The organism is Nocardia sp. NPDC058499 (genome assembly GCF_042719915.1).
Taxonomy (GTDB): Bacteria; Actinomycetota; Actinomycetes; order Mycobacteriales; family Mycobacteriaceae; genus Nocardia.
Genome location: NZ_JBHXMZ010000005.1, coordinates 396,929 through 419,065 on the forward strand (window position 1 = coordinate 396,929; position 22,137 = coordinate 419,065).

Here is a 22,137-nt window from a genome sequence, read left to right on the forward strand (position 1 = left end):
CGCAGCGCAGCTACCGACCGGGCAGGCGCCGCGGCATCTACCAAACCAAAGTGAGTTCCGGGATACGGACCCGGCCGAAGAACCGTTTCGCGATATCGCTGCCGTCGAAGTTGTAGCCGTTCATGATGTCGGCCAGCTCGGTCGCCAGCTCCTGCAACTGCGGACCGACCCGCTCGATACCGTCCTCGACGACCCAGCCCCATTCCCGCGGCACCCTGTCGATGGTGATATCGATGCACGCATGATGCGGCAGATCCACGGTGATCTCGATCTGCACCGGCGCATCGCCGAGCGGGTCACGGATCGCGGGCTCACCGACCCGGGTCTGCGGTGCGAACATGATCCGCCCGAGCGCGATATCGGCCCGGATCATCTCCGCCACCGCCGGCAGATCCGCATGTTTGCCGACCCGGTGGTGACGGTCGCCGTAGGTGCGGTCACCGACCGGCGCGCCACCATTGCGGGCCAGCAGCCGATCCAGCATCCGCTGCGCGGTCGCCCGCTCGTCGGCCCCGGTGTTGGGGTGCTCGATAAGAGCACGCAGGCGCATGATCCGATGGCTCGCAATGATCGCCATAGCAGGAAAGAGTAGCGAAACCCGGACCGATCCGGCGGTTCAGTCCGAGGCGCGTCCCCCCGAACCTCCCGCGCTCGCGATCACCGACGTCAGATGCTGCTCCGGTGTCAACGAGTCCGACTCCGGCGACCGCACCGCCAGCGGGGAACGCAGCGCCGTCCACACCTCCAGCGCACCGAACGCCGTCATACAGCAACCCGCGACCGCGGCCAGCACCTCGATACTGTCGAACGGGGCCACCGCGATCACCAGACCCGCCGCCAACGTCACCAAACCGAACAGTTCCTGTTTCCCCTGCCCGGTCACCTCGTCGTCGTCCCACACCCCCGCCACGGCATGCGCGATCCCCCGCACCGACCACGCCAACCCCAGCCACATCGCCAGCAGCAACGTCCAGTTCCCCGCCCGGAAACACAGCGTCGCCGTCACCAGCGACACCACCGCCGCCAAGAACAGCAGGGTCCGCGGAAAACGGCCCAGTGTGCTACCGAACGCCACCGTCGCCAACGACACCGTGCCGCACAGCAGCGAGAACATGAACAGATTCCCCACCGCGCCCAGCGATTTATCGGGCCACACCACGGTCGCGACCCCGATCACCACCGAGCACACCCCCATCGCCAGCACCGTCTGACGTACACCGCGACCGAACACCGGAGCGGCCCCCGCTTCCTCGTAGGTCGGCATAGCTGAATGATATGGGCCGTTCACCCGGATTGCCCAGCGGTTGCCGTTACCCGCCTGTCGCAGACCGCCCGGCCGGGCCGCTGCGCCGCCGTAGAATCGTCCGGTGGGAATCGTGTGGGCAATGACATTGCCCGCCCTGGTGTGCCTGCTCATCGGCCTTGCCTTCGCCGAAGTCCTCATCGGCCGTATCACCGGCGGCCGCGCGCTGCCCTGGAACCGTGGACGCCGCGCACCCGCCGCCGCCACCGGGTTCGAAGAAGTGTCGGCACTGTTCCAAGGGGCCAAGCACATCGAATTCGAGCAGCGCAACCACAGTCTGATGTACCGCGAGGACGAAACCGACGGTGCGCCGCCGCTCGCCTACGACCCCGGCACGAACCGGGTCACCGTACGAGGCCGAACCGACGGCGCCGACTCCGGCGACACCGCGCGGTAAACCGCAACACCCGCCCGGTCCGGGCACTACAGTCGCAGCGAGACACGTATCGAGGGCACCAGTCAGGAGGCCGTCGTGACCGTTCCCGCGCTGGTATGGGGGTGCACCCTCGCACTGATCGCCGGACTGTTGCTGTTCGACTTCTTCTTCCACGTCCGCAGCGCCCACACCCCGTCGCTCACCGAAGCCGCGGTGTGGTCGGCCGCCTATATCGGTGTCGCGGTGGCGTTCGGGTTCGCGGTGTGGGGGTTCGGCGGATCCGATATGGGCCTGGAGTACTTCGCCGGTTACATCACCGAGAAAGCGCTCTCGGTGGACAACCTGTTCGTGTTCCTCATCATCATGACCACCTTCCGCGTACCCAGCGCCGCCCAGCAGAAGGTGCTGCTCGTCGGAATCGTGTTCTCCCTCGTGGTGCGCACCGGGTTCATCTTCGTCGGCGCCACCCTCATCAACCGGTTCGCGTGGGTGTTCTACCTGTTCGGCGCAGCCCTGCTGCTCACCGCCGGCAATATGCTCCGCCCCGAAGGGGAGGACAGCCACGCCGGCGACAATATCGTCCTGCGGCTGGCACGACGCTTCCTGCGCACCAGCGACACCTACGACGGCGACAAACTGTTCACCACCGTCGACGGCCGCCGCCATATGACCCCGATGGTGCTCGCGATGGTCGCCATCGGCGGCACCGACGTCCTGTTCGCCCTCGACTCCATACCCGCCATCTTCGGGCTCACTCAGAACGTGTTCATCGTCTTCACCGCCACCGCGTTCTCCCTGCTCGGCCTGCGGCAACTGTTCTTCCTGCTCGAAGGGCTGCTGGACCGCCTGATCTACCTCGGCTTCGGTCTCGCCGCGGTCCTGGCCCTCATCGGCGCCAAACTGGTCCTGCACGCCCTGCACGAAAACAATGTCCCGTTCATCAATCACGGCGAACCGGTACCGGTCACCGAGATCTCCACCGGCCTGTCGCTGGCCCTCATCGTGCTGATACTGATAGTCACCGTGGTCGCGTCCCTGCTCAGCCCCGCCGGACGCGCACAAACCGCCGTCGGTAACGCCCGCCGCCACGCCACCCGCTACCTCGACCTCGGCTACGAAGCCGACCAGGAACTGCGGGAACGCACCTACAACAAGATGCTCGGCGAAGAGAAAACCCTCGCCGGCCTACCCGCCAAATACCGGCGGCGGATCCGCGAAGGCGAAACCGAACTCGTCGCGCTGCTCGAACGGGCACATCTCGTGCACGCCGACCGTATCGCACGGATCGAAGCCGGGCTCCCACTGCGCATGTAAGCCACAACCGGGGTTCCCGGACTACCGCCCAGGTGTGACAACGTGGCCGGGAACACGGCGCGACAGGGTTGAGTATGCCGTTACGTCACGGTGTTGAGTCGGTGATGACAGCGTGATCCGGAACAGAGCGGAGTGCACAGTGACCATGACCGGAGAGCCGACCGACCAGCGGCCCGCCCTGATCGATATCGAAACCTTCTTCGCCGACCCGCAGTTCGCGAACCCCTCGATCTCCCCCGACGGAACCCGCATCGCCTACCTCGCCCCGCACCGCGGCCGCCGCAACGTCTGGGTCCGCGGTATCGACTCGAGCCACGACGACGCGGTCCCCGTCACCCACGACACCCGCCGCGGAATCACCACCTACTACTGGAACGACGACCCCCGCTGGCTGCTCTACCTGCAGGACACCGACGGAAACGAAGACTGGCACCTGTACCGCGCCGACCTCGACGACCCCGGCGCGCCCGCGGTCGACCTCACCCCGATGGACCCCGGCTCACGAGTGGCGGGCGCCGAGGACCTGCCGTCGATACCCGGCAGCGTGCTGGTCACGATGAACCGGCGCCCGCTGTTCTTCGACATCTTCCGCATCGACGTCGCCACCGGCGAGACGACCCTGCATCTCGAACAGGACGATCCGACGGCCACCGTGCTGCTCGACCGCGCCGGTGCGCCCGTGTTCCGCACCGAGCTCACCGCGGACGGCGCCGTCGAGATCTCCGCGATCGACCCCACCGGGGAGACGCGGCCACTGCGCCGGCTCGGTGGCGCCGAACACCCGATGAGTGTGCACCCCCAGCAGGTCACCGCCGACGGGAAAGGCCTGCTCGTCGGATCCTTCCAGGACGGCGACGACCTCCGGCTGGTCTGCATCGACCACGAGACCGGGGCGGACACCGTGGTCGCCGCGGTCGACGGTCACGACCTCGATCTCAGCGGGATGATGCTGCCCGGTGTGCTGCCGCCCCCGGTCCACACCCATCGGCGCACCGGCGAAATCCTCGCCGCCCGCTTCGTGGCCGACCGCCCCCATCTCGAGATCCTCGACCCCCACTTCGCCGAAATCCACGTCCAGCTGCAGAAACTGTCCGACGGCGTGCTCGGCACCCTGACCTGCGACGACTCCGGGCAACGCTGGATCGCCACCTTCGTCCACGACCGCGACCCCGGTGTCACCTGGTTCTACGACCACACCACCGGCGAAGCCCGCCGACTGTTCCGGTCCTACCCGGACCGCGACCCCGGCGCCATGGCCCCCATGCAACCCGTCGACTTCCCGGCCCGCGACGGGCTACCCCTGCACGGCTACCTCACCCTCCCGGTCGGTGTGGCACCGCGCGACCTCCCACTGGTACTGGTGGTGCACGGTGGGCCCTGGTACCACGACTCGTGGGGATACAGCAACGATGTGCAGTTCCTCGCCAACCGCGGCTACGCGGTACTGCAGGTGAACTTCCGCGGCTCGCTCGGCTACGGGAAACGGCACGTCACCGCCGCGATCGGCGAATTCGCCCGCGCGATGCACGACGACCTGATCGACGCCGTCGACTGGGCCGTCGCCGAGGGTTACGCCGATCCCGCCCGCATCGGAATCTACGGCGGCTCCTACGGGGGATACGCCGCCCTTGTCGGTGTCACCGTCACCCCGGACCGCTTCGCCGCCGCCGTCGACTACGTCGGTATCTCCGATCTCGCCAACTTCCTGCGCACCCTGCCACCGTTCACCCGCGCCTACAGCGTCAACAACTGGTACCGCTACGTCGGCGACCCGGAGATCCCGGAACAGGAAGCCGATATGCTGGCCCGCTCGCCGATCACCATGGTCGACGAAATCCGCACCCCGCTGCTGGTCGCCCAGGGCGCCAACGATGTCCGCGTCGTGCGGGCCGAATCGGACAATATCGTGGCCCGGTTGCGTGAACGCGGTGTCCCGGTGGAGTACCTGGTCGCCGAGGACGAGGGACACGGTTTCGACAACCCGGAAAACCAGGTCATGCTGTACCGCGCGATCGAACAGCATTTCGCCCGCCACCTCGGCGGCCGCAGTACCGCGCAGGACCCGGCGGCGCCCGCTACCGGCAGCGCAACCCCGTAGAACCGGGCTACAGCTCCTCGAGGAGAGCCACCAGCGATTTCGGCGCCACCACCCGGTAGGCGTCGGTGACGATTTCGGCGATCTCCGCCCACTCCACCGGGACATCCAAATACACGCCGAGCCATCCGCGATGCCCCACATACGGTGGCCGGAAAAACCGCTGCGGCTCCGCCGCCACCAGCGCCTCCTGCGCGCCCGGCGGGGCCGCACACCAGAAACCCAGCCGGTCGTCGTGATGGTGATCGGCGTAGGTGACGAACGTTTTCTTCCCGCGCACGAACCAGGTGGGTTCGCCGTGGCTGAGCCGCTCGGCGGTGTCCGGCAGCGCGGTGCACAGCCGGCGCAGGCGTGGCAGCGGGTCCTCGGCCATGAGGTCAGCGTAGCGTTCGGAATATGGATGCCGACACTGATCTCGACCAGCTGGGTCGACAGGAGCTGATTGCCGAGGTACGGCGGCTGCGCGCCGGTATCCGCGCTCACCGCGACAGCTCCGGACACGACCTCTGCTGGCACCATCCTCAGCTGTGGGACCTATTGCCCGAGCGTGTCGAGCCCGAGGTTGCTGTCCCGCCGTGGCCGCGCTTCATGCGTGGCTGTGTGGCTTACCGTGAGTCACTCGACAACGAGCTGCCCCATGCTCGTGTCCACGATCGCGAGTTCGAATCATGAAGACAGTGCCCAGCACCCTCGGGCTCGCATCGGTGCGGGGTCATATGCTTCTCGACGGCACTTCGTCCGGTTCGGGTTCCGTTCGGGCCGCCGCACGTTCGGAGATCAGCGTATCGAGTTGACGTTCCGCCCGTTCCGCGCGCGCCAAAGTTTGGGTACGCGCCTGATCGAGTGCCTCGATACGCTGCGCGGACTCCGTGCGCACCTGCTCGACGGCGGTCGCGGTCTCGGCACGGGCCGCGGCCAGATCCGCGGCCGCGGCGCGACGGACATCGGCGAGGTCCTGCCGGACGGTGTCGTATTCGGCGCGTAGCCGCTGCAATTCGGTGCGCGCTTCCCGGGCCGCTTCCTCACGTTCGGTGGCCGACCGTTCGGCCCGTTCCAGGGCGCGCTCGGTATCGGCGGCCCGCTGTACGGCCAGATCCCGGTCGGCGGTGGCCGCCTTCACCTTCTGGGTGTTCTCCCGGTCCGCGCGTTCGATATCGGCGTCGGCGGCGCGGCGGGCGCGCTCGATTTCCGTGGCGCATTCGGCCCGGGCTCGCTCTATCTCCGCGGCGGCCTCGTTCCGCGCGGCCCGGATATCTTCGTCCGCCGCGCAGCGGGCCGCGAAAACGTCGTCGGCGGCGCGGGTGGTAACGGCCTCCACCTCGTGGAGTGCGTCGTCGCGGGCGGCTTCGGCGGCCGCGGTCTGTGATCGCGCTTCCGCGATGCGGGTTTCGGCGGTATCTGCGGTGGCTGCTGCGTCCTCGGCCGCTTCTTCCGCGCGGAGCCGGGCCTGCTGGGCGTCGCGGCGTGCCTGTTCGGCGGCGGCTGCGGCCATTTCGGCTTCGGCGATGCGGTGCGCGGCATCGGCTTGTACGGCCTGCACCTGAGCTTCGGCTGCCGAGGGGTCGGCCAGTGTCGACATTTCGGTTACTGCGGCGTTGAGGGTGGTGCCGAGTTGTTCGGCCAGGTTGCGGAATTGGGTGAGTAGTTCGTCGGCGCGGAGCCGGGCGGCGGTGACCGGCCCGGTTTGCGTCACAGTGACGGAACCGGGCTGGGGGTCGGTCTCCTGTTGTAGCCGTTGCCTTTCGCGCCAGGCGCGCCATCGAGTGTGCTCGGGGCGGTCGCAGTATTCCGAGGGGCGGCCGGGGCCGGAGGGGCGTGGGATCGGCTGGGTGCAGCCGGGATAGTTGCAGGTTGTCGGCACCCGGGAATCGTAGCGTTGATTTCGTCGAATCAAACGATATGACACGAAACGAAACTCGAAGTAGGCGTGAAAGGGCCGGTGGAGGCTCGTTCGGTTTTAACCTCCGATAAGTGAACATTATCGGAGGTTAGGCGGGTAGAGTTGCGGGGGATTCATTCCCGATCAATACGTTTCGTTACGTTCGCACAAACGAAACGTATTGTGTGACGCAATTACCGGCGAGGAGAACAGTGACCGAAACAGCCGTCGACCTACCCGACACCGTGCGCACCGAACTCCGCCGCGGCGTCACCAGCGTCCTCGTCGACACCACCGCACTACGCAACGTCCGCGAACGCTTCGACACCGAACAAGCCACCGCACTCGGCCGCTACCTCACCGCCTCCCAATCCCCCAACACACTGCGCGCCTACCGCACCGACTGGATCGCCTGGGCAGCCTGGTGCACCCGCGAAAACCGCACCGCCCTCCCCGCCGACCCCCTCGACGTCGCCGTCTACCTCGCCGCCGCCGCCGACGCCCGCACCGCGAACGGCCGCCACGCCTACAGCCCCGCCACCCTCGAACGAAAATCCGCCGCCATCGCCGCCGTCCACGCCGCCAACGGACTACCCGCACCCACCCGCAGCGACGTCGTCCGCCTCACCCTCCGCGGAATCCGCCGCACCCGCCGCACCCGGCCCACCCGCAAACGCCCGATCCTGCTGCACACCCTCGGCGAACTCCTCACCGGCCTCCCCGAACCCGGCCGGCCCGGTGAACCCGCCCGCCGCCGCGACACCCTGCTCCTACTCCTCGGCTTCGCCGGCGCCCTGCGCCGCAGCGAACTCGCCGCCCTCCGCATCGCCGATATCCACTTCGGCACCGACCACACCACGGGCGAACCACTCCTACTGATCCACCTGCCCACCACCAAAACCGACCCCACCGGCATCACCGAACAACACGTCGCCCTGCCCCGCGGCAGCCAAGCACACACCTGCCCCATCTGCGCCTGCACCGACTGGCTACGCCTACTCGCCGCCCACACCGAAAACCCCCCCGGCGTCCACACCTGGATCGACGAAAACCCCCTCGGCGAACCCCACATCCACCGCTGCCACAGCTACCACCCCGACCCCCGCCTCACCCCCGCACAACCCCTGTTCCCCGCCGTCAACCGCCACGGCGGAATCGGCGCCACCGCACTCTCCGGCCGCGCCGTCGCCGAAATCGTCAAACGCTACGCCGCCCGCGCCGGACTCGACCCCACCCTCTTCTCCGGCCACTCCCTGCGCGCCGGCTTCGCCACCCAAGCCGCCCTCGGCGGCGCCGCCGACCGCGAAATCATGCGCCAAGGCCGCTGGAGCAACCCCCGCACCGTCCACCGCTACATCCGAACCGCCGACCCCCTCGCCGACAACGCCGTCACCAAACTCGGGCTCTGACCTGGGCACCGAAGCAACTGGACCCGGGCGAGGGGATCCTCAGCGGCTCGCCCGCAGTACACGAACCGGGCGCAGCGCCTCCGGCGGCTCACCCGCGAATTCCGCGGATCCGTCCAGATACCCGGCGATGAGCTCCGCGGCAGAGCGGTCTTCGATATCGGTGAAGCCGAGCGCACGCAACTGCGCGGCGACGTCGTCAGGAGTGAAGTAGCTGAACCAGGGTTCGCCGACCGCGGCCGCTCGATGTGCGCGCGCCTGCAGCTGTGCGCGTTCCTCGCCGGTATGTGCCGACTGCAGGTAGTCGAATATCACCTCTACCGGCTCGGAGTGGCCGGCAATGTATTCGAGGGTCGCGCGGACGGCGTCCGGAGTCAGATAGAAGACGACACCGAGCCACACGAAGACCGCCGGATAGGCCCGGCCGAATCCGGCGGCCGCCAATCGTTGTGCGAGTGTGTCGGTTTCGAAGTCGACCGGCACGAAAGTCACCCCCTCGGGCACCTCGACACCGGATGCGGTGAGACGCTGCTGTTTCCACGCTTGGGTAGCAGGGTGGTCGACCTCGAATACCCGCACACCAGGATGCCGGTTGCGGTAGGCGAAGGTATCCAGGCCCGCCCCGAGGATCACGACCTGGCCCACGCCGGCAACAGCGGCCTCCGCCACCCGATCTTCGGCGAAACGGGCACGAGCAGCAAAGAACAGGCGACGCGGCCGATCACCGACACCCAGCCGCAGGATATCCACGCCACCACCGCTACCCGCAGGGCGACCCAATTCGGCCAGCTCGTCCACCGAAACACCCAGCAGACGCGCCGCCAGTGGATCGGCAAGAATCCTCGGCCGGTCGAAAACCTGATGATAAGCACGGGCGTAGGCAGTCACCAGCGCTGTCCGGCTCGGTCCCTCGATATCCATACTCGACAAGCTACTGGCGATACGACGACACCCGCACCGCTGTGGGTGCCGTCACCGGCAAACCGACGCGACTGCCAACCCCGAAATTCGACCGGTTCACACAAAAGCCGGACCGCGGTGTCCGGCTCAGCGAAAACCGTGAGCCGCCGCCGGCAGCCGCAACCGGCCGTCGTACACCTCGGCGACCTGGTCGGCGACAGCCAGATGGGCGCGATCATGGGTGACCAGAACCGTGGCGCTGGACCGCTGATGGGTCAGACGGGCGATCAAATCCAGGACCGCGGCGCCGCGGTCGTGATCGAGGGCGCTGGTGGGCTCGTCGACCAGCAGCACCGTGGGCTCGTTCATCAACGCCCGCGCAATACCGACACGCTGCCGCTGGCCACCCGAAAGCTGGTGCGGGCGACGCCCCGCCACCTCCACCAGGCCGACCGCATCCAGCAGCTCCATCGCCCGGACACGTACGGCACCCGGTTTACGGCCATCGATATGGGCCATCACCTGCAGCTGTTCGACAGCGGTCAGCGAGGCGATGAGATTGGGCTGCTGGAACACGATCCCGATCGTGCTGCGGCGCAGATCGGTCAGCTCACTGCGGCGCAGGCCGCTGGTCGACGTACCGTCGACGACCACAGTCCCGGCGTCGGGAGTGATCAGGGTGGCGGCGACAGCGAGCAGACTGGACTTACCGGAACCGGACGGGCCGACCACCGCTGTCAGACTGCCCCGGGGAACTTCCACATCGACCCGGTCCAAAGCCGTCAGACGGTTGTCGCCGTCCGGATAGGTGAGAGTGATATCGATCAGATTCAGGCTCATCGGGCGCTCCCCAAAGCAGTCAACGGGTCGACAGAAGTGATGCGGCGGACGGAAACAGCGGCACCGACGGCACCCACCACAACCATCACCACCGCCGGAACCAGGACAGTGGCCGCAGTGAGATGGAACGGGACGGCCGAGCCCGCGATGAACACTCCCAGCGCGGCAGCGAGAGCTGTACCGAGCACTGTGCCACCCACCAGCAGCAGCACAGCCTGAGCGAGCGCATCCACCAACAGCCCGGACGTGGTCGCGCCCAACGCCTTCAGCACCGCGATATCGCCGCTACGCTGCACCGTCCACACCGTGAAGAACGCACCGACCACCAGAGCCGAGATCACGAACAGGAACCCGCGCATCAACTGCAAGGATCCGTTCTCGGAGGCATAGGACCCGATCGCCGACAACGAATCACCGACACCGACCGTCCTCGTGCCCGCCCGCTGATCGATGGCCGCCACATCCACCCCGGACGTGGTGTTCACGGCGACAACCGAAGCCGCCGACTCCGCACCCGGCCCCGCCGGCGGCGCGACCTCCCGCCAGAAGTCCAGGCCCGTCCACACCACCGGGGTATGGCTGAAATAGGCATCGCCCTCGACAGTAGTCACCCGCAGCCGCTGCCCGGCCACCGTGACGAAATCACCGGCTCCCACACCGAGATCCGACGCCGCCGGCGTGGACAACACCACAGAACCGTCACCGACACTGCCGCTGCCCGGGGCCAGGCCGGACCCGGGACGCACACCGAACACAGACACACCGGCACTGCCGGTATCGGTCACGGCCCGGGTGGTGGTGATACCCAGCGGTTCGGCGTCCTCCACACCAGGGGCCCCGGCCCACTCCTGCCATTGCCGGTCAGTGACCGAAGAACCGGTATACGACACATCCTGGCCCTCGCCCGGGGCCGAAAAAACAATCGAGTCCGCAGGTAGCGACGTGATCGCCGAAATATTCTGCCGGCCCAGCCCAGCCATGAGCCCGGACAACAACCCGACCAGCAAGGTGATCAGCACGATAACAGTCCCCATCAGGGCGAAACGCCCCTTGGCGAACTTCAGATCTCTCCAGGCAACAAACACGACCTCGGCCTGTCCTCTCCGACGGTGGAAAAACGGTACGACTCCACCCTCGCCGCCCGGCCCGCCCCGCACATCCCGCGCCCGACGGCACTTCACCAGCCGGAAGACACCACCCGAATTCCAACTTTCGACAGAGGCCACTGAAAGGCCGGGCTCCGTAGCCTGGAAAGCACCGTGAACACCACCGCACCCGACCCGACCCCCACCACCCAGGCCCTCGCCTGGTGCCTGCACCTGCTGATCCTCGGCCTGCTCACACTCACCGCGGTCCGCGCGATCACCCAGCACCAAGCCCACGCCGCAGCGACCACCGCTACCGCCACGCTCTGCGCACTCGTCTACGCCGCCGGACCGCTCCTGCCCCGCATCCGCCGCTCCCGGCCCGCCGCCACCTGGTGGCTCACCACGGTAGGCGCCGTATGGCTCGCACTGCTGATCCTGTCCCCGGACGCCGTATGGGTCGCGTTCCCGCTGTACTTCCTCCAACTCCACCTGCTACCCCGCCGCACCGGACACCTCGCCGTCACCGCCACCGCCGCCGCGGCCATCACCGGGTTCGCCGCCCACCAGCACTCCTTCGCCCCCGCCATGGCGATCGGTCCCGCACTCGGCGCCGCCGTCGCCGTCGCCGTCGTCCGCGGCTACCAAGCCCTGTACCGGGAAAGCGAACAACGCAGACGCCTCATCGACGAACTCACCGCCACCCGCGCCGACCTCGCCCGAGCTCAGCGCACCGCCGGAATGCTCGCCGAACGCGAACGCCTCGCCCGCGAAATCCACGACACCCTCGCCCAAGGACTGTCCAGCATCCAACTCCTGCTGCGCGCCGCCGAACGCGCCCTACCCGACCGGCCCGGCACCGCCGCCCGCCACGTCGACCAAGCCCGCCAAGCCGCCCAGGACAACCTCGCCGAAGCACGCCGCTTCGTCGCCGCCCTCACCCCGCCCGCACTGGAAAACACCACACTGGCCGACGCACTCGAACGACTCTGCGACACCACCGGCGCCCGCCACCGCCTCGACGTGACATTCCACCGCACCGGCAACCCGGGCCCACTGGCCACCGCCGACGAGGTCGCACTCCTGCGCATCGCCCAATCCGCGCTCGCCAACACCGTCCGCCACGCCGGCGCCACCACCGCCGACATCACCCTCGGATACCTCGACGACCACATAACCCTCGACATCACCGACAACGGCCGCGGTTTCGACCCCACCCGCCTCCCCGCACCCGAACCCGAACACGGCGGATTCGGTCTCGCAGCCATGCGCGCCCGCGTACACGCCCTCGGTGGCTCCCTCACCCTCGAATCCGCACCCGGCCACGGCACCGCACTCGCCGCCCGCATACCCCGCACCCCAGCGACCGAACCCGAGGTCCGCCCGTGACCATCCGACTCCTCCTCGCCGACGACCACCCCGTGGTCCGAGCCGGGCTGCGCGCCGTACTCGAAACCGAACCAGGCCTGCTCGTCGTCGCCGAAACCGCCACCGCGCAGGGCGCCGTCGACCGGGCCGCCGCAGGCGATATCGACGTCGTCCTCATGGACCTGCAGTTCGGCAGAGGCATGGGCGGCGCCGAAGCCACCGCCCGGATCACCGCCCGGCCCGGCGCACCCCGCGTACTGATCGTCACCACCTACGACTCCGACGCCGACACCCTGCCCGCCATCGAAGCCGGCGCCACCGGATACCTCCTCAAAGACGCCCCACCCGAGGACCTCGCCGCCGCCGTCCGCACCGCGGCCGCCGGCCGGACCACACTGGCGCCCAGCGTCGCCGACCGGCTCATGAACCGGCTGCGCACACCCGGCACCGCCCTCACCCGGCGCGAAACCGAAGTTCTGACCCTCGTCGCCGGCGGCCTGTCCAACCAGGCCATCGGCCACCGCCTCCACCTCACCGAAGGCACCGTCAAATCTCATCTCGCCCGCATCTACACCAAACTCGGTGTCGACTCCCGCACCGCCGCGGTCGCCGCGGCCACCGACCTCGGCCTCATCCGGCGCTGAGGTACGTGCAGATCATGTCGGTGTGGTCTCGATCGGGCATCGCCCCGCCACGGGGGTGCGCATATTCGCCGCCGTGCTGCCACCGTCACGTCCGATAACCGCGAGCGGGCGCGTCACCAGCGGGTATGCAGTGTGTTCGGGGTGGAATCGCAGGGTTGCCACAGGGCGCTGCTGTGCGAGGATATTGAGCGCTCCACGAGTCAGTCCGTTTCAAAACCCCCCTTTGGAAGGATGCTCAGATGGCGCAAGACACCAGTACCGCTGCCACCCGCACCAGCACCAGCAACGGCAGTGGTCAGCAAGTCCAGAGCCTGGAAATGCTGCGCATGGGCCTGGACGAAATCCGGCAGGAATCCCAGAGTGCGCGGCAGTACGCCCAGCAGGCGCAGAACCTCGCCCGCCAGGTGCAACAGCAGGCCCGGCAGGTACAGCACCAATCCCAGATCGCGCAGAGCCAGGCCAACCAGGCCGCGCAGCAGGCCCAGCAGGCCCGCCAGCAGGCTCAGCAGGCACAGAACCAAGCACAGCAGGCGCAGAGCGAAGCCGACCGGTCGCAGAGCCAGGCCCAGCAGGCCCAGGCCGACGCCAACCAGGCCAACCAGCGCTGTCAGTCGGCGCAGGACCAGGCCGACCAGGCTGCCTACCTCGCCCAGCAGGCCGAGGAACAGTCCACCCGGGCCCAGGACCGCGCAATGCAGTGGGAACTGCAGATGCACCAGATGCGCCAGCAGGTTCGGCAGATGTAGTGCACACCGGGCAACCGCAGGGCAGCAGCCCTGTATGCCTTCGCGGGGCCCGGTGATTCCACCGGGCCCCGCCCCGTCCGCGGACCGGGCGGACCAGTCGTGGATTCCGGTGCGGATAACCGACGCAGCTCACAATTGCGCTTTTGATAATTGCCGCGTGTCTCGGTCGACGTCTACCGGCCGGGCATATAGCCGAGCATGGCAGAGAATTCACGGCCCCGGCGCAGCGACACCGACCGCAGGATTATCGCGAGCCGCCGATACGGTCCAGGATTATTCCGGAGAGCGGATCAGGTGCCTCCTCGGGGATCCAGTGGCCCACCCCTTCCAACACCTCCAAGCGGTACTCCGCATCCACATACTCCGCTGTCGCGTCCACACCGGACCGCGCCACAGCCAGATCGGCGTCACTCCACACGAAAGTCGTCGCAACGCCCACCGCGGGAACCGCATTCCAGGAATCACCCGACGCGCGATACCAGTTCAGGGCCGCCGTCATCGCCCCCGGTTCCCGGAGCCGGGCAATATGCTGCGCCGACTGTACCGCCGGAACCTGATCCCCGAAACCGGCACGCAAACCCGCGCAATCATTCGCCAGCAGCAGTTCTTCGGGCGCGTCCGGTTGCTGGAAAAAGGCCATGTACCCGGATTTTTCGGCCTGCACCGGATCGGTTACGCGGGCCCGGGCGAATGCCGCCGGGTGCGGTACCGACACCGCGGTCAGCGAAACCACCCGTTCCGGATGCCGGGCCGCCACATCCCAGGCGACGATCGCGCCCCAATCGTGGCCGACCAGGTGAACTCGCCGCAGGCCCAGTGCATCGCAGAGGCCGACGATATCGGCGCGGAGTTCGGAAAGACGGTAGGACGCGATATCAGTGGGACGGGCTCCGGGTGAATAGCCGCGCTGTTCCGGCGCATAGGAACGGACTCCGCGGGAGCTGAGGTGTTCGGAAACGAAATCCCAGGACGCCGCGCTCTGCGGAAACCCGTGCAGGAGCAGCACGTCCGCGTCGTGTGCCGGCTCGCCCGGGTGGACCCGCACCTCGAAATCGAAATCACCGACACGCACCGTACGAAGTTCACCCGTGGACATGGCTGCATGCTAGCCAAACCCCGGGCGAGCTGCTAGACAGCTGTATAGATATATGTCCGACCACCGGCGCGGCGCACGCTCGACCCGGCATCGACACGGAGGAACCGCTATGAGCACACACGGGCAGATCGCGATCATCATCGGCGGCGCCTCCGGAATCGGCTGGGCCACCGCCCAAGTCCTCGCCGCCCGCGGCGACACCGTGATCATCGCCGACCTCGACGGCGCCGCCGCCGGTACCCGGGCCACCGAACTCGGCGGGAACGTGACCGGGCACCAGGTCGACGTCACCGACGAACAAGGAATGCGCACCCTCTTCGACACCGTCGCCGCCGAACACGGACCGATCGGCACCGTCGTCGACTGCGCCGGAATCTCCCACCCCGGAACGATCGCGGACCTCTCCCTCGCCGACTGGAAAGCCACCGTCGACGTCTGCCTCACCGGAGCCTTCCTCACCGTCAAGAACGCCGCTCACACAGTGCGGGACGGGGGATCGATCGTGCTCGTCGCCTCGCTCAACGGCCGGCAGCCGGGCGTAGGGATGGGCGCATACTGCTCGGCCAAGGCCGGAGTCCTCATGCTCACCGAAGTCGCCGCCATGGAACTCGCACCCCGCGGCATCCGCGTGAACGCGGTCAACCCCGGGTTCGTCCACACACCCCTCACCTACGGTGCGACGCTCGTACCGGGACTGGTCGACGAATACATCGAAAACACACCGCTGGGCCGCGCCGGCACACCGGAAGACGTCGCCCGCACGATCACATTCCTCACCTCCGGCGACGCCGGTTGGATGACCGGCGCGGCGATCGACCTCAACGGCGGTGCGCATACGATGCGGTACCCGAATATCGTCGAACGAGTCGCCGAGATGACCGCTACCGGCACTGACTCCGAGTGAGGTTGGAACCTCCTCCCCTCTTTGTGTTGGAGTGAGTTGACCTTGTCGGTGAGAGATAAGGATGGAATAAGCATGTATAGATGCGCATATCAGCGTAGCGTTCTATATCAATCTCGATTCTCGTTCTCTCGAGGACTCCACCGGTCAGTGTCGTTCCGGAAAGCCTGGCCTACAGGGTCTGGAGGTCTGCGCGTCAGCTGGATGCTGTCCATTGCCCTCTCCACGGGGGGTCTACTCCCCTGCCCCGCCTGCCGCCATCGGTCCACCGTGCGGCGCAAGAGTACAGAGAGAATTGAGACATCTGTCCTGTTGTGCGAAGTGGGCATTTCATGCCCTGCACTGAGGTAGTCGGCCCACCGCCGACCCTGTGACCTGCAGTCGGCCGTTCCGGATCGCACGGCGGGTGCGTCACTTCACCGATGCAGCTGATGCGTTCGGCTTTCCCGTTGTGCGAAGCGCTATTTTATGGCCCCCGCGGCAGGCCAATAGCGTCGGATTCATGGAGTGGAATGTGCAGTCGGCTGAAGAACTCGCGGCCGCCTTACGTGCCGGTGCGGTGACATCGTTGGAACTGACCGACGAGGCGATCGCGCGTATCGAGCGCGACGACAAGGTGATCAACGCCATCTGTGTACCGGACTTCGAACGTGCGCGGGCCGCCGCACGCGACGCCGACCAGGCACGCGCCCGCGGCGAGAATCGTCCGTTGCTCGGTATCCCGGTGACGGTCAAGGAGAACTACAACATCGCCGGGCTGCCCACGACCTGGGGCATGCCGGCACAGCGGGACCATGTGCCGGCCGAGGACGCGGTACAGGTGTCGCGATTGAAGGCAGCCGGCGCGGTGGTGCTCGGAAAGACCAATGTGCCGGTGATGCTGCGTGATATCCAGAGCTTCAACGAGATCTACGGCACCACCAGCAACCCGTGGAACCACGAGCGCACATCGGGTGGGTCGTCCGGCGGTTCGGCGGCGGCCCTGGCCGCCGGGTTCGGTGCACTCTCCATCGGCACCGACCTCGCCGGTTCACTACGCACCCCCGCGCATTTCTGCGGTATCTACGCGCACAAGCCGACACTCGGACTGGTGCCGACCCGCGGCATGGTCGCACCGCCCGCACCAGCCCTGCCGATCGATCTCGACCTCGCCGTCGCCGGCCCGATGGCGCGCACCGCCCGCGACCTCACGCTGCTGCTCGACGTGATGGCCGGACCGGACCCGCTCACACACGGCATCGCCTACGACATCGCACTGCCGCCCGCGCGGCACGAGCGGCTGTCGGACTTCCGAGTCCTGATCATCGAAGACCACCCGCTCATTCCGACGGGATCGGCGGTGCGGGCCGGCGTGCACCGGGTTGCCGAGGCGCTCATCGACGAAGGCGCCCGCGTCGAACGACACAGTCCGCTGCTACCCGATCCGGCCGAAGCGGCGACGCTCTACATGCTGCTGATGATGTCGAACGCCGCCGCAAGCCTGCCCGCCGACGTGTACGAACAGTTGCAGACCAACGCCGCCGCCCTGAGCGCGGACGACCGGAGCCTCGATGCGGCGCGCCTACGCGGCATGGTGCTGAGCCACCGCGACTGGGTCGACGCGAACAACCGCCGCGAACTCCACCGCCACGCCTGGCGGCGACTCTTCACCGAGTTCGATGCCGTGGTGTGCCCCATCACCCCCACCCCCGCCTTCCCACACGACCACCACGGAGGCCTGGAGAACCGCCGCATCGATATCGACGGCGCCGCGTACCCGTACTACGACCAACTCGTCTGGGCCGGTGTGGCCACCATGCCCGGCCTGCCCGCCACCGCCATCCCCACGGGCCGGTCCCCCGAGGGGCTTCCGGTGGGCGTACAGCTCATCGGTCCGATGTTCGAAGACCGCACCCCACTGCGGCTGGCCGAACTCCTCGAACAGAAGATCGGAGGCTTCCAGCCACCGGTATAGGGCGTACCACCGGGAGCCCGGCTGAGGGCAGGCGGCCCGGAACCCGCAGTCCGCCGAACACGCTGTCGAGCAGCCGCTCGAACTCCGCCACGGATCCGAAGTCGGTCATATGCGGCGCAATAGCGGCCATGGTGGGGTAGAGCGTCGACGCCATCACCGCCTCACCCATGGACCCCACCCCACAGCTACGCCCGAGACGTATGGCGGGAGACGAAATCGCGGAGGCGGGCCACAGCCGGGGTGGGGCGGTGGTGTCCGGACACCAGGCCGATACTTCGCTCGACCGGGATGCTCAGCGCGATGCGGTGCAGGTCCGGGTGCGGCGTTTCGGGCTCGGGAAGTAACGCGATACCGAGATTCCGGGCGACGAGGGCGCGTAGGGTGTCGAATTCGGTGATCTCGAAGACCACCTCGGGGGTGAATCCCGCCGCGGCACACTGCGTATCGAGTAGGTGCCGTAGGTGGTAAGTCGGTGGGTTCGCGATGAACGATTCCCCGGCGAGAGCGGAGAGTTCGGCGGTTCCGTGCCCGGCCAGCCGGTGATCGCGGCCGACGTAGAGGTGGATCCGCTGGTGTCCCAGGGTGATCGCGGGCAGGTCTGTGGGAGCGGGGATCATCACCGCGAGGTCCAGTCGGCCGTCGCGGATCATCTCCGCCAAGGCCTCACCGTGGGCTTGGACGAGATGTAGCCGGATCCGTGGTGCACTGCCGTGGAAATCCGCGAGCAGCGACGGGATGCTCACCGGACCGAGGGTGAGTGGGAACCCGAAGCGTACCAGGCCGCTGTCGGGGTCGGCGTGGCTGCGCACCACCGTAACCGCGTCGTCCAGGGCACCGACCAGATCCCGGGTGCGATCGAACAGTTCGCGACCCGCGGCGGTGAGTGCGATACCGCGGCCCACCGGCTGGAAAAGCGGCACACCGACCGACCGCTCGACCGCTTTCAGCCGCCGGCTCAGGGAGGACTGCGGGACACCCAGCCGCTGTGCGGCCCGGGTGATATGGCCCTCATCGGCAGTGGTAGCAAACGCGGCCAGCAGCGGAACCAGCTGCTCCACCTGTGGCGCGAGCATTTCATCCATATTTGGATCGTATTCGAGCATTATTGGTCGTAGACGGATTACTTCCGGCGGCGCGACGATGTCTGCACCAGCTCTCCAGGAGGCAGCATCATGAAATTCCGCAGATCAGACGGCATCTCCCGAACGGTGGAAGCAAGAGAAGATGTGCTCGATGTGGCGTTGATCGGCGGCGGCATCATGCCCGCGACACTCGGCGCGATGCTGGCGAAACTGCAACCGGATTGGTCGACGGTACTGATCGAACGCCTCGACGAGCTCGCCGGGGAAAGTTCGGGCCCCTGGAACAACGCCGGCACCGGCCATTCCGGGCTCTGCGAACCGAACTATATGCCCGATCCCGCCGACCCGGAGAAAGCCGCGAATATCGGCCGGCTGTTCCGTCTCTCGCGGCAATTCTGGGAGGCCCTGCTGGACGACGGCTCCCTCCCCCGCCCGGCCTCGTTCCTCAACCCGGCGCCGCATCTGACCATTGCCTTCGGCGAGCGCGATATCGCCTACCTGCGGCGGCGGTACGAAACGTTGCGGTCGCTGCCGCTGTTCTCCGGGATGGAGTACAGCGAGGACCCCGCCACCATCGGCGGATGGGTGCCGCTGATCATGGCCGGGCGTCGACCGGGCGAACCACTGGCCGCCACGAGACACCCAGCCGGCACAGATATCGACTTCGGTGCCTTGACCACGGCGCTCACCGAAGTCGCAACCGGAAACGGAGCGCAGGTGCTGCTCGGCCACGAGGTGACCGGCTTGCGGCGGGACTCCGACGGAATCTGGCGGCTGGTGGTGCGCGACCGGAACACCGGGGCGCGCCGGGTGATTCGAGCGCGGTTCGTCTTCGCCGGCGCCGGCGGGCAGACCCTGCGGCTGCTGCAGAAGGCCCGTATCCCGGAGGTTCGCGGCTATGCCGTTTTCCCGTTCGGCGCCCAGTTCCTGCGTACCGACCGACCCGCAGTCGTCGACCGTCACGACGCCAAGGTCTACGGGCGGGCAGCCCTCGGCGCTCCCCCGATGTCGGTACCCCATCTGGACAAACGCATCGTTGAAGGTCGCGAAGCGCTGCTGTTCGGGCCCTACGCAACATTCAGTACCCGGCTGCTCAAATACGGTCGCCCGACCGAGCTTTTCGCGACACTGCGCTGGGCGAATCTTCCCGTTCTGGTCGCCGCGGGCCTGCAGAACCTCGGGCTGGTCCGGTACTTGGCCGGACAGCTACTCGCCACTCGGCGCCGGAAGTTCGCGCAGCTGCGGCGTTTCTATCCGGAGGCGGACCCGGCGGACTGGTATCCGATCCAGGCCGGGCAACGCGCCCAGCTCGTGCTACCGGATCCGCACAAGGTCGGGGTTCTGACCTTCGGTACGGAGCTGGTCACCGCAGCCGACGGCACGCTTGCCGGCCTGCTCGGGGCTTCACCAGGGGCATCCACCGCCCCGGCGATCATGCGGGAACTGCTGGGGCGCTGCTTTCCGCAGTACACGGAGCGGTGGGAACCGGCGCTGTGCCTCCTGTTTCCCGGTGCGTGAGGTCGGGTTTCGTGACGACTGATCACTCCCCTGTCTCGGTGTCGGTTCGGAGCGTGGGGTTTTCGAACGAGAGGATCGGCCAGTAGGCGTACACATAGTTAGATGCGCATATCTGCGTATCTAGGTTTGTTGGATATGAACTCTGGTCGGCGAAACGACGGATCGGTTCGGCTGTGGCCGTTAGGCTGTGGCGTCGGGATCAGCACCGGGCGGGGTGCAGAAGAGGAGGCCGATTCGATGGATCCATGGAACCGTCGCCGATTTCTCACCACCGGGGCGCTGGCCGCCGGGATGCTCGCACTGGGTACGGGACCGGTGGCGGCGCGCCCCGCTCCCCCGCTGGAGGTCGCACCATTGGGACCCGAATTCCTGTGGGGTGTGGCCTCGTCGGGTTTCCAGTCCGAGGGGCATGCACCGGACAGCAACTGGACCCGCTATATCGCGGCCGGGAAAACCGAGGACCCCTACCGCGATTCCGTCGACTTCTACTCGCGGTTCCGGTCCGATATCGCGCTCGCGGCGGAACTGGGTGTGCGGGTGTACCGGATCGGAATCGAATGGGCCCGGGTGCAACCGCAGCCCGGCGAATGGGACGAGGCCGGTTTCCGGTTCTACGACGAGGTCGTCGGCGCCATTCGCGCGGCGGGTATGCGGCCGATGCTCACCCTCGATCACTGGGTGTATCCGGGGTGGCAGGCCGAGCGCGGCGGATGGCGGCGCGCGGGCATGGTCGACGACTGGCTGGCCAACGCCCGGACCGCCGTCGACCGGTATGCGGCGGCCGACCCACTGTGGATCACCTTCAACGAACCCGCGGCCTATCTCATGAACGAGGTGCGGTACGGCGGGATCGGCGTCGGCGATATCCCGGTGATGCAGGAACGGATGGCCCTCGCGCACGACGCCGCCTACGACCATATCCACCGTGTGCAGCCGGGGGCGATGGTCAGCAGCAATGTCGCCTACATCCCGGCCGCCGACGATGTGATCAACGGAGCGTTCGTGGACCGGATCGGTGCGCGGCTGGACTACATCGGGATCGACTACTACTACGGGTTCTCCCCGCACAGCCTGCTCACCCAGTTCCCGGACCCCGGGAAACTGTGGACGCTGTCGCTGCAGGCCGAGGGCATCTACTACGCACTCGATCATTACGCGCGGCGGTTCCCCGGTAAACCGCTCTACATTGTGGAGAACGGTATGCCGACCGAGAACGGCAGGCCCCGCGCCGACGGTTACACCCGGGCAGATCTGCTCCGCGACACCGTCTACTGGCTGCAACGTGCAGCCGCCGACGGGATGAACCTCATGGGATACAACTACTGGAGCCTCACCGACAACTACGAGTGGGGTTCCTACACGCCGCGGTTCGGGCTCTACACCGTTGATGTCCTCGGCGATCCGGCACTCACCCGCCGCCCCACCGATGCGGTCGCCGCCTACACCGCAATCACCGGGCAGGGTGGTGTGCCCGGCGACTGCCGACCGACCCGGGCTCCGGCGGCCTGCTCGATCGTGGACGGTGTGTCCAGTTGTGCCGATCAGGTGACCGTGCCGCGCTGACCCGGCGTCCACCGCGCCGCCGAGGTGGTGCACTACCCGGCCCGGCCGGTCGTGCGAGACTGACCGG

21 protein-coding genes are annotated in these 22,137 nt (G+C 67.6%); 12 read left to right on the forward strand and 9 right to left on the reverse strand.

Features of this window, described 5'->3' with window-relative positions; all coding sequences use genetic code 11:
* Positions 1–37: 37 nt before the first annotated feature.
* Positions 38–577, reverse strand: coding sequence for a hypothetical protein (locus ACFWPH_RS18225; RefSeq protein WP_378752397.1), 540 nt, complete (start codon positions 575–577; stop codon positions 38–40).
* 39 nt (positions 578–616) lie between these two features.
* Positions 617–1,264, reverse strand: a complete 648-nt coding sequence (locus tag ACFWPH_RS18230) for an HdeD family acid-resistance protein (protein ID WP_378752399.1) — start codon at positions 1,262–1,264, stop codon at positions 617–619.
* 103 nt (positions 1,265–1,367) lie between these two features.
* On the opposite strand from ACFWPH_RS18230, the gene ACFWPH_RS18235 reads away from it, so the two are divergent.
* From ACFWPH_RS18235 to ACFWPH_RS18245, 3 genes are all read left to right on the forward strand, one after another.
* On the forward strand, positions 1,368–1,700 hold the full coding sequence (locus tag ACFWPH_RS18235) for a DUF6191 domain-containing protein (RefSeq protein ID WP_378752400.1): 333 nt from the start codon (positions 1,368–1,370) through the stop codon (positions 1,698–1,700).
* A 75-nt stretch (positions 1,701–1,775) separates the two neighbouring features.
* Positions 1,776–2,993: a TerC family protein gene (locus ACFWPH_RS18240; protein WP_378752402.1), complete on the forward strand. Its 1,218-nt coding sequence runs from the start codon at positions 1,776–1,778 to the stop codon at positions 2,991–2,993.
* A gap of 145 nt (positions 2,994–3,138) precedes the next feature.
* A complete protein-coding gene (locus ACFWPH_RS18245) occupies positions 3,139–5,091 on the forward strand; it encodes a S9 family peptidase (RefSeq protein ID WP_378752674.1) in 1,953 nt (650 codons plus the stop codon).
* A 7-nt stretch (positions 5,092–5,098) separates the two neighbouring features.
* Here ACFWPH_RS18245 and ACFWPH_RS18250 read toward each other — a convergent pair whose 3' ends face one another.
* Positions 5,099–5,461 (reverse strand): MmcQ/YjbR family DNA-binding protein, encoded by a 363-nt coding sequence (locus ACFWPH_RS18250; RefSeq protein WP_378752404.1) that lies wholly within the window; start codon positions 5,459–5,461, stop codon positions 5,099–5,101.
* A gap of 23 nt (positions 5,462–5,484) precedes the next feature.
* Between ACFWPH_RS18250 and ACFWPH_RS18255 the strand changes: the two genes are divergently transcribed.
* The gene (locus ACFWPH_RS18255; protein WP_378752406.1) at positions 5,485–5,760 is read left to right on the forward strand and encodes a hypothetical protein; all 276 of its coding nucleotides are present in this window, start codon (positions 5,485–5,487) and stop codon (positions 5,758–5,760) included.
* A gap of 40 nt (positions 5,761–5,800) precedes the next feature.
* On the opposite strand, the gene ACFWPH_RS18260 is transcribed toward ACFWPH_RS18255, so the two are convergent.
* Positions 5,801–6,949: a hypothetical protein gene (locus ACFWPH_RS18260; protein ID WP_378752408.1), complete on the reverse strand. Its 1,149-nt coding sequence runs from the start codon at positions 6,947–6,949 to the stop codon at positions 5,801–5,803.
* A gap of 230 nt (positions 6,950–7,179) precedes the next feature.
* Between ACFWPH_RS18260 and ACFWPH_RS18265 the strand changes: the two genes are divergently transcribed.
* Positions 7,180–8,376 carry a site-specific integrase gene (locus tag ACFWPH_RS18265; RefSeq protein WP_378752410.1) on the forward strand — a complete coding sequence of 399 codons (1,197 nt, stop codon included), beginning with the start codon at positions 7,180–7,182 and terminating at the stop codon, positions 8,374–8,376.
* A gap of 39 nt (positions 8,377–8,415) precedes the next feature.
* On the opposite strand, the gene ACFWPH_RS18270 is transcribed toward ACFWPH_RS18265, so the two are convergent.
* From ACFWPH_RS18270 to ACFWPH_RS18280, 3 genes are all read right to left on the reverse strand, one after another.
* Complete coding sequence (locus ACFWPH_RS18270) at positions 8,416–9,294, reverse strand: class I SAM-dependent methyltransferase (protein ID WP_378752412.1); 879 nt, start codon at positions 9,292–9,294, stop codon at positions 8,416–8,418.
* A 126-nt stretch (positions 9,295–9,420) separates the two neighbouring features.
* Positions 9,421–10,113 carry an ABC transporter ATP-binding protein gene (locus ACFWPH_RS18275; RefSeq protein ID WP_378752414.1) on the reverse strand — a complete coding sequence of 231 codons (693 nt, stop codon included), beginning with the start codon at positions 10,111–10,113 and terminating at the stop codon, positions 9,421–9,423.
* Complete coding sequence (locus ACFWPH_RS18280; RefSeq protein ID WP_378752416.1) at positions 10,110–11,198, reverse strand: ABC transporter permease; 1,089 nt, start codon at positions 11,196–11,198, stop codon at positions 10,110–10,112. Before ACFWPH_RS18280 ends, ACFWPH_RS18275 begins: the two co-directional genes overlap by 4 nt.
* A 174-nt stretch (positions 11,199–11,372) precedes the next feature.
* Here ACFWPH_RS18280 and ACFWPH_RS18285 point away from each other — a divergent pair, with 174 nt between their 5' ends.
* The 3 genes from ACFWPH_RS18285 to ACFWPH_RS18295 all read left to right on the forward strand — a co-directional run bounded on the left by ACFWPH_RS18285 (position 11,373) and on the right by ACFWPH_RS18295 (position 13,956).
* Positions 11,373–12,587 carry a sensor histidine kinase gene (locus tag ACFWPH_RS18285; protein WP_378752418.1) on the forward strand — a complete coding sequence of 405 codons (1,215 nt, stop codon included), beginning with the start codon at positions 11,373–11,375 and terminating at the stop codon, positions 12,585–12,587.
* Complete coding sequence (locus tag ACFWPH_RS18290; RefSeq protein ID WP_378752420.1) at positions 12,584–13,210, forward strand: response regulator; 627 nt, start codon at positions 12,584–12,586, stop codon at positions 13,208–13,210. Before ACFWPH_RS18285 ends, ACFWPH_RS18290 begins: the two co-directional genes overlap by 4 nt.
* Positions 13,211–13,449: 239 nt before the next feature.
* The gene (locus ACFWPH_RS18295; RefSeq protein ID WP_157116113.1) at positions 13,450–13,956 is read left to right on the forward strand and encodes a hypothetical protein; all 507 of its coding nucleotides are present in this window, start codon (positions 13,450–13,452) and stop codon (positions 13,954–13,956) included.
* A 244-nt stretch (positions 13,957–14,200) separates the two neighbouring features.
* On the opposite strand, the gene ACFWPH_RS18300 is transcribed toward ACFWPH_RS18295, so the two are convergent.
* Complete coding sequence (locus ACFWPH_RS18300) at positions 14,201–15,052, reverse strand: alpha/beta fold hydrolase (protein WP_378752423.1); 852 nt, start codon at positions 15,050–15,052, stop codon at positions 14,201–14,203.
* Between the two features lie 109 nt (positions 15,053–15,161).
* On the opposite strand from ACFWPH_RS18300, the gene ACFWPH_RS18305 reads away from it, so the two are divergent.
* Together ACFWPH_RS18305 and ACFWPH_RS18310 are read left to right on the forward strand one after the other, a co-directional pair.
* Positions 15,162–15,956: an SDR family NAD(P)-dependent oxidoreductase gene (locus tag ACFWPH_RS18305; RefSeq protein ID WP_378752425.1), complete on the forward strand. Its 795-nt coding sequence runs from the start codon at positions 15,162–15,164 to the stop codon at positions 15,954–15,956.
* Positions 15,957–16,455: 499 nt separating this feature from the next.
* Positions 16,456–17,907, forward strand: coding sequence for an amidase (locus tag ACFWPH_RS18310; RefSeq protein ID WP_378752427.1), 1,452 nt, complete (start codon positions 16,456–16,458; stop codon positions 17,905–17,907).
* Positions 17,908–18,092: 185 nt separating this feature from the next.
* Here the strand turns inward: ACFWPH_RS18310 and ACFWPH_RS18315 are convergent, their stop codons facing one another.
* Complete coding sequence (locus ACFWPH_RS18315) at positions 18,093–18,989, reverse strand: LysR substrate-binding domain-containing protein (RefSeq protein ID WP_378752429.1); 897 nt, start codon at positions 18,987–18,989, stop codon at positions 18,093–18,095.
* A gap of 90 nt (positions 18,990–19,079) precedes the next feature.
* On the opposite strand from ACFWPH_RS18315, the gene mqo reads away from it, so the two are divergent.
* Both mqo and ACFWPH_RS18325 read left to right on the forward strand, forming a co-directional pair.
* On the forward strand, positions 19,080–20,507 hold the full coding sequence (gene mqo, locus ACFWPH_RS18320) for a malate dehydrogenase (quinone) (RefSeq protein ID WP_378752431.1): 1,428 nt from the start codon (positions 19,080–19,082) through the stop codon (positions 20,505–20,507).
* 237 nt (positions 20,508–20,744) lie between these two features.
* On the forward strand, positions 20,745–22,070 hold the full coding sequence (locus tag ACFWPH_RS18325) for a family 1 glycosylhydrolase (protein WP_378752433.1): 1,326 nt from the start codon (positions 20,745–20,747) through the stop codon (positions 22,068–22,070).
* Positions 22,071–22,137 lie beyond the last annotated feature (67 nt).